7 protein-coding genes are annotated in these 7,386 nt (G+C 32.8%); 3 read left to right on the top strand and 4 right to left on the bottom strand.

Annotation, left to right across the window (positions count from 1 at the left end; all coding sequences use genetic code 11):
- Positions 1-145 precede the first annotated feature (145 nt).
- A complete protein-coding gene (locus KA828_RS02860; RefSeq protein ID WP_210125359.1) occupies positions 146-1,297 on the bottom strand; it encodes a glycosyltransferase family 4 protein in 1,152 nt (383 codons plus the stop codon).
- A gap of 308 nt (positions 1,298-1,605) precedes the next feature.
- Between KA828_RS02860 and mqo the strand changes: the two genes are divergently transcribed.
- Positions 1,606-3,084, top strand: coding sequence for a malate dehydrogenase (quinone) (gene mqo / locus KA828_RS02855; protein WP_070854589.1), 1,479 nt, complete (start codon positions 1,606-1,608; stop codon positions 3,082-3,084).
- 74 nt (positions 3,085-3,158) lie between these two features.
- Here the strand turns inward: mqo and KA828_RS13100 are convergent, their stop codons facing one another.
- Genes KA828_RS13100 through KA828_RS02840 form a run of 3 tightly spaced genes read right to left on the bottom strand, consistent with a single transcriptional unit; the run spans position 3,159 to position 5,498 of the window.
- The gene (locus KA828_RS13100) at positions 3,159-3,398 is read right to left on the bottom strand and encodes a DUF3021 domain-containing protein (RefSeq protein ID WP_348634765.1); all 240 of its coding nucleotides are present in this window, start codon (positions 3,396-3,398) and stop codon (positions 3,159-3,161) included.
- 59 nt (positions 3,399-3,457) lie between these two features.
- Positions 3,458-4,831 (bottom strand): sensor histidine kinase, encoded by a 1,374-nt coding sequence (locus KA828_RS02845; RefSeq protein WP_210125358.1) that lies wholly within the window; start codon positions 4,829-4,831, stop codon positions 3,458-3,460.
- Positions 4,824-5,498, bottom strand: a complete 675-nt coding sequence (locus KA828_RS02840) for a response regulator transcription factor (RefSeq protein ID WP_210125357.1) — start codon at positions 5,496-5,498, stop codon at positions 4,824-4,826. Before KA828_RS02840 ends, KA828_RS02845 begins: the two co-directional genes overlap by 8 nt.
- Before the next feature lie 135 nt (positions 5,499-5,633).
- Between KA828_RS02840 and KA828_RS02835 the strand changes: the two genes are divergently transcribed.
- Both KA828_RS02835 and KA828_RS02830 read left to right on the top strand, forming a co-directional pair.
- Positions 5,634-6,689: an ABC transporter permease gene (locus KA828_RS02835; RefSeq protein ID WP_210125356.1), complete on the top strand. Its 1,056-nt coding sequence runs from the start codon at positions 5,634-5,636 to the stop codon at positions 6,687-6,689.
- A complete protein-coding gene (locus KA828_RS02830; RefSeq protein WP_210125355.1) occupies positions 6,689-7,354 on the top strand; it encodes an ABC transporter ATP-binding protein in 666 nt (221 codons plus the stop codon). Before KA828_RS02835 ends, KA828_RS02830 begins: the two co-directional genes overlap by 1 nt.
- Positions 7,355-7,386: the final 32 nt, after the last annotated feature.

The raw sequence follows: 7,386 nt of genomic DNA, 5'->3' as shown, positions 1-7,386 counted from the left end.
CAGCTTGCTTTGCTTGTAGAACCTGATTAACCCGGTTTCTCAGTGCAGGGGCAATTCATAGGGAACAGCTTATAAAGTAGGGCTTATTTGACTTCTCGTTTCACTTAAGTTGAGTTGCTTACCGAGGCGGAGTAGTGCTTTAAGTTTAAATGCTATTTATAGAGGACATAAATGTTTCATAAACAGTGGTAGGTGTATATTGTTTCAAAGTAACATGTCCTTCATGAACCATCTGGTCGGCATCATCAATATGATTCATAGCGATGTCGATGTATTTTGCTAATGAACCAGCATCACCATAATTTGCTAAGTAACCATTAACCTGATGTGTGATGATACTTGCAGGCCCTAGTGTATCTTTAAAACTGATAACAATATTGTCCTGCGCCATTGCTTCTAATACAACCATACCAAACCCTTCATTTCTTGACGGTACGACGGTGATTTTACTTTTAGCTAATTTAGTATCAAGTTGTTGCGTAGCGGCATAAAGTGTAATTAAATCGTTTAAATGATGTTGATCAATCAGTTGTTGCAAAGACTCGCGTTCTTGGCCATCTCCATATATTTCTACTTTAAAGTTGAGTCGCTTAAGATCATCTTGAATTCGACGAATGCTTTCTATTAAAATATCAAAGCCTTTTTCAAATTCTAATCTACCCGCACTCATGATAATATTCTCTTTGTTAGTATCATTTTTAATTGGTCTGATGATATTCGGAACGGTATAAACAGGTGTGTTGATATGTTGCGCATAATTTAACTGATCTTGTTTCGTTAACGTTGTAATAAGATCTAATTTACGACACGCATCAAGTATATCTTGTTGATAGTGTTCTGGATGTGCTTGTAAATTCATATGTTCCATTCCAATCGTCATCACATCGTTAGGATGATACTTTGATATTAAAATATTAAAACTCGCTCTAGTACCTACAAGCACATCTGTATCTACTTTTTTAATCGCTTTAATCATTTTATTTTCTACGTATTTTGAAAATTGATTTAATCCAGGTTCATGATGGTTTATTTCGGTTGGTTTCAATAAGGAAGTATACTTATTAATACGATTCATAATGATTGTTTTAATGTTCTGAGGTTTTAAACGATAGTCGATTAGTGTTTTTATTTTTATATTGTTATTTATTTTAAAATAAGGTTCGTCTTGCGCACGAAAAACAGAAATAATTTCTACGTGATGCCCCTTGTCGGAAAGTGTATTAGCTAATTCAGAAACAGCTTTCACAGTTCCGCCTAAAGCATAGACATTATGCATAAAAAATGTGAATGATTTCATAGTTACACCTCTAATGATTCATAATAGTGAATTATAGCATTTCTTATGTATGTCTAATAGTAATAGCAATATCATTCGAATCGTTTATCGACCCTGCTTTATCTATTAAAAGATGAAAACTTTATGTAAACACTTTTTTCATGGGGGGATTATGTATATAATTAAACTAGTTCATAAAAAGTCGATTTTACGTATAGCGTAAAGTTAATATTAAAAATTTTAATAAATAAAGAAAGCGTTTTAATTTATTAAGCCAAGGTCAATATCCTATCGACTAAAGATGTGAAAAAAAGGGGGACTGTATTGTTATGAGTTCAGTACATAGCAAAACAGATGTCATCTTAATAGGTGGCGGTATAATGAGCGCAACACTCGGAACGTTATTAAAAGAATTATCTCCAGACAAAGAAATTAAAATATTTGAAAAATTAGAACAATCTGGTGAAGAAAGTTCAAATGTTTGGAACAATGCTGGGACAGGACACTCTGCACTGTGTGAATTAAATTACACTAAAGAAGGTAAGGAAGGTTCCGTTGACATTACGAAAGCAATTAAAATCAACGAACAATTCCAAGTCTCTAAGCAGTTTTGGGCACATTTAGTTAGAACAGGTCAATTAGAGAATCCTGCTAACTTTATTCAATCTGTGCCACATATGAGTTTTGTTAAAGGTATCTTTAATGTGAAATTTCTTAAAAACAGAGTCGCAGCATTAAAAGAAAATATTCTATTTGAAAAAATGGATATTACTGAAGATCGTGACAAAATTAAAGAATGGGTTCCATTAATGGTTGAAGGAAGAACATCACATGTGCCTATAGCATTATCTCGTGATGAGAGTGGTACAGATGTAAACTTCGGTGCATTAACAAAGAAACTTATTTCTAATTTAAAGGATAGAAATGTAGAAGTATCTTATAAACAAGAAGTTGAAAATATTGAGAAACTTGATAATGGAAACTGGAAAGTGACAGTTAAAGATTTAAATTCTGGTCAAAGCAAGGCATATGAATCAGAATTTGTATTTATTGGGGCTGGCGGTGCAAGTTTACCACTTCTACAAAAAACAGGTATTAAGCAATCAAAACATATTGGTGGTTTCCCAGTAAGTGGTTTATTCTTGCGTTGCACGAATAAAGACGTGATTGAGAAACATCATGCGAAAGTATATGGTAAAGCAAGTGTCGGTGCACCACCAATGTCAGTGCCTCATTTAGATACGCGATTTGTAAATGGTGAACGTGCTTTATTATTTGGACCGTTTGCAGGATTTTCACCTAAATTCTTAAAAACAGGTTCAAATTTAGACTTAATACGTTCAGTAAAACCAAATAATGTATTAACGATGCTTTCAGCAGGTATCAAAGAAATGGATTTAACGAAGTACCTTATTTCACAACTGATGTTAAAGCATGAGGATCGTATGAATGATTTACGTGTATTTGTGCCTAATGCGAAAGATGAAGATTGGGAAGTTATTGTTGCAGGACAACGTGTACAAGTAATCAAAGATACCGAAGATAGCAAAGGAAACTTACAATTTGGTACAGAAGTCATCACATCGGATGATGGTTCACTTGCTGCCTTATTAGGCGCTTCTCCAGGTGCATCTACTGCAGTAGATATTATGCTTGATTTATTACAACGTTGTTATGGTAATGAGTTTAAAAACTGGATTCCTAAGATTAAAGAAATGGTACCTTCATTCGGTCTTAAATTAACTGAACATGAAGACGTTTATCGTGCAGTAAATAAAGAAATTCAAAAATATTTAAATGTTAAATAATCGCACTAGTTTGTATAGATAACACATTATTGGCTAGCTACTCTAATTCAATTCCATGAGTAACTAGCCAATTTTTATTTCTCCCTTTTATTTAGTTGTCGATTAATTTCTGTAACGTACTTTTTGTTTGTAAAGTAAGATTTAATCCAAATCATCAAATATATAATGATGAAATAAAATGTGAATATCAAAATATTTGAAATTTTAATTGAAAACCATCCAGCTAAAATACCAATGGGCAGTAAACCAATATAGCTAAATATGAAATGTAATAGCGTAGCACATGTGATACTCCAGTCTGTATGCGTAAAAATAAGTATCCGGTCGTTCTCACTGTGTAAGTGGTTTAAATGATGATATAAATGGCATATATTTATAAGTTTGATGTCAGTCTAATCGTAAAGGTAGTACCTCGTTGTACGTCACTAGACATGCTAATTTCGCCCTGGTGTAATTTAATAATTGATTGCGTAATGGCTAGGCCTAAGCCATTACTATTATCTTGCTCGTTCAGTTTATAAAATCGCTCAAAAATATGTGATTGAGTTTCTGATGGAATCGTATTTCCTTCATTATTGACACTAAATAAAATTGAATCATTATGCTCATGAGAAAGACTAACTTCAACTGTACCACCAATAGAAGCGTACTTAATCGCATTTTGAATGAGATTAGAGAATGCTTGATGTAATAAACGACTATTTCCTTGGAAATAAACGTCACTTAAATCAGACAACAACATTAAATCTTTATTATCTAATTCGAATTGCTCATGACGTATAATTTCTTTAATCATCGTAGTAATGTGTATATGATCATCAAAGCGTAAATGATTGGCATTATCTAATTCTGATAGGAGAAGTAATTCCTTTGTGAGATTACTTAATCGAGTTACTTCGTCGTGAATTTCATCAATGTATGTCTGCCTTTTTTCTTGCGTCGCTGTAAATTGTAATTCTGTAAGTAAACGTTGAATATGTGTTAATGGTGTTTTGATTTCATGTGAAACATTTTGAACGAAGTGTTGTCGCATATCATCGACTTGTTTTAATGCTTGACGCATAGCGTCGAATCGATATTGTAGTGTGCCGATTTCGTCATGACGACTTTGATAAATGGGTGTATCGAAATCTCCGTGTATTAAACGCTCTGTTGCTTGCTTTAGCGTTTTTATAGGTTTAATGATTGAATAAGTTGATGCGATAACTAGGGTGATTGAAATACTTAATAAACAAATTAATAATACTGAAAGGAAAGTACGAAACTCACTAAAGGTTTCGCCTATATCTGGACGCATAAACACGGCAAGCGGTTGATGATTTTGGGTAAAGCGGACGCCTACAGTATTATCTGTTTCATTATCAAAAAATCCAGTTACAAATAATTCGAATGGCTTATTTTTGATACCGTGATAGTCCTCGCCCTGTAGAACTTGGTTGATCGCGGCGTTTGAAATCGTGTCTTGGCGAAATGGTTCACCATAAAATGTTTTATGATGTGCACGATCTACAATCATAATTTGATAGTTCATATCGCCTAGGTGTTTGAAATAGGCTTGACTATCAGATTGATTTGAAGAGGCATGAAATTGTCGTGCTTCTTTTAAAGTACGCATTATCTTAGTATCATTATGTGCTTTTAAATTGAAATGGTAATATATATTAGCGAATAGAAAGCTTACTAAAGCACTAAATAGAATAACGGTAATTGTATAGATTGCAATACGTGTATAAAGAGATTTAAACATGGGTAATCACCTTGTATCCTTGTCCACGAACCGTTTGTATTTCAATCGTGGCATTTAATTGATTTAGACGATGACGTAGTCGTTTGATATGTACGTCTATCGTTCTTTCATCTCCCACATAATCGAACCCCCAAATGCGCTCTATTAATGTGTTGCGCGTAAAAATATGTTTTGGCTGACCACATAATAAAAATAATAATTGAAACTCTTTAGTAGGTAAATTTACATTTTTGGATCCAACAATGACTTCCATATATTCTTGAATTAAAGTTACATTGCCTAATTTTATAATATCTTGAGAATTAATTTGATAACGTCTTAGTACAGCTTTAATTCTAAATAGTAATTCTTTCACTTCAAATGGTTTCGTAACGTAATCATCTGTTCCACTCACAAATGCACGTTCTTTATCGCTTAGCGCATCTCGTGCTGTTAGCATAATAACAGGTATGTCGTAGTCATTTTTTAGCACTTGGCACAGTTCAAATCCATCCATACCAGTCATCATAATATCGACTACAGCAATATCAACTTGGTTATTTGTAAGGTATTGTAATGCGTTTTCTCCACTGGCATGTGTAACGGTTTGAATTTGAGCCGCTTCGAGATGCTGAGAAACGTAATGTAATATTTTGTAGTCATCATCCACAATTAAACACTTCACCATCATTATTACTCCTTTAATATATTTAACATGATTATATGAATAACTATATCAAAAAACAAATTCCATTAAAGTTCATATTCAGTTCATATTGTGTCATTAAACTGTGTATTGAAATAGCAGTGGGAGGTAGTAAGTATGAATTTAGCATGGAAAGAAATAAAATTTTATAAATTTCGTTACACATTAATCATGTTAATCATCTTTTTATTAGGAAGTATGGTTCTATTTATTAGCGGATTAGCACAAGGATTAGCACGAGAAAATATATCATATTTAAACAATATGCCGGCAGAACATTATATTGTTGAAGATAATAAAGAGCCTAAGTTAGAAAGTTCACAGATGAATCAGTCTCAGAAAGATAAAATAGAAGATATCATTCATCAAGATGCCACGCAAATAGGCACACAAACACTTAAAATCAATCAAGACGAGCAAGATGTTATTACATTTAGCACACCAAAACATCTTAAGCCAAAACTTATAACTGGTAGCTATCCAACTCAACAAGATGAAATCGCTATAAGTGAAAAATTAACTGGAAATGATTTGAAAGTTGGAGATTACGTTTCATTTAAAGGGCATGACACGCGCTATAAAATAAGCGGGATAATGAATGAAACCATGTATTCCCATAGTTCAATGATATTAATGAATAAAGAAGCGTTTGAATCAATAAATAAGCAAATATCAACATTCTACCCTGTTGAAAATATAAATAAAGATGACAAAGCGTCACTTAATCAAATAGACGGTATAAAAGTAGTGAACGAAAAGACGTTAACAGATAACATTGCTAGTTACCAGGCAGAGCAAATGCCACTTAATTTAATGATTATTAGCTTATTTGTTATTACAGCTATCGTATTAAGTGCATTCTTTTATGTGATGACGATTCAAAAGATCCCTCAAATAGGTATTCTAAAAGCTATTGGTATTAAGACCAAACATTTATTAACTGCACTTTTACTACAAATTGTTTTAACAACAATGGTTGGCGTTATTTTAGCATTTATTGTCATACTTATTTTGAATACGGTTATGCCAGTGACAATGCCATTTTATTTAAATTATAGTCAGGTATTATTAATGATTGCCGTATTTCTAATCGTAGGATTAATAGGTGCATTACTATCCATTATAAAAGTACTAAGAGTAGATCCGATAGAGGCAATTGGAGGTATGGAATAATGACATTACAACTTAATCAAATTACTAAAACATTTGGTAGTGGAGATGCTCGAACAGAAGTGTTAAAAGGGATTAACTTTGAGGTCAATCAAGGCGAGTTTATTATTCTTAGTGGCGCATCTGGTTCAGGTAAATCAACACTTCTAAATATTTTAGGGGGATTATTAAGTCCTTCAAGTGGAGATATTTTATATAATGATAAGCAATTATTCTCTAATGATGTAGATAAAACCAGTCTAAGATTAAATGATATCGGATTTATCTTTCAATCATCGCATCTCGTACCTTATTTAACTGTGGAGGAACAATTAACGATTGTAGCTAAAGAAGCGGGAAGTAAACGTAAAGAGGCTAAAGAGAAAGCGCAGAGACTGCTCAATGAAATAGGCTTGAGTCATCGTCTAGCTGTTTATCCACATTTGTTATCTGGAGGAGAAAAACAACGTGTGGCGATTATGAGGGCCTTTATGAATGAACCTAAAATTATATTAGCGGATGAACCGACAGCAAGTTTAGATGCGGATAGAGCGACATCTGTTGTTCAAATGATTAAATCTCAAGTTCAAACCAAAGATATGATTGGTATTATGATTACGCATGATAAAAGATTATTTGAATATGCAGATAGAGTGATTAAAATAGAAGATGGTAAAATAGAGTTATAAAAAGTACAAATATTGAAGTAGTTAATCATTGT

Source organism: Staphylococcus sp. GDY8P85P (assembly GCF_017892405.1).
Lineage (GTDB): Bacteria > Bacillota > Bacilli > Staphylococcales > Staphylococcaceae > Staphylococcus > Staphylococcus borealis.
This window is presented reverse-complemented; position numbering and strand designations above follow the sequence as displayed.

Coding starts and splice junctions, on each gene's coding strand:
- KA828_RS02845 (WP_210125358.1), bottom strand. CDS start 4,831: ATGTTTAAATCTCTTTATACACGTATTGCAATCTATACAATTACCGTT.
- mqo (WP_070854589.1), top strand. CDS start 1,606: ATGAGTTCAGTACATAGCAAAACAGATGTCATCTTAATAGGTGGCGGT.
- KA828_RS02830 (WP_210125355.1), top strand. CDS start 6,689: ATGACATTACAACTTAATCAAATTACTAAAACATTTGGTAGTGGAGAT.
- KA828_RS02860 (WP_210125359.1), bottom strand. CDS start 1,297: ATGAAATCATTCACATTTTTTATGCATAATGTCTATGCTTTAGGCGGA.
- KA828_RS02840 (WP_210125357.1), bottom strand. CDS start 5,498: ATGGTGAAGTGTTTAATTGTGGATGATGACTACAAAATATTACATTAC.
- KA828_RS02835 (WP_210125356.1), top strand. CDS start 5,634: ATGAATTTAGCATGGAAAGAAATAAAATTTTATAAATTTCGTTACACA.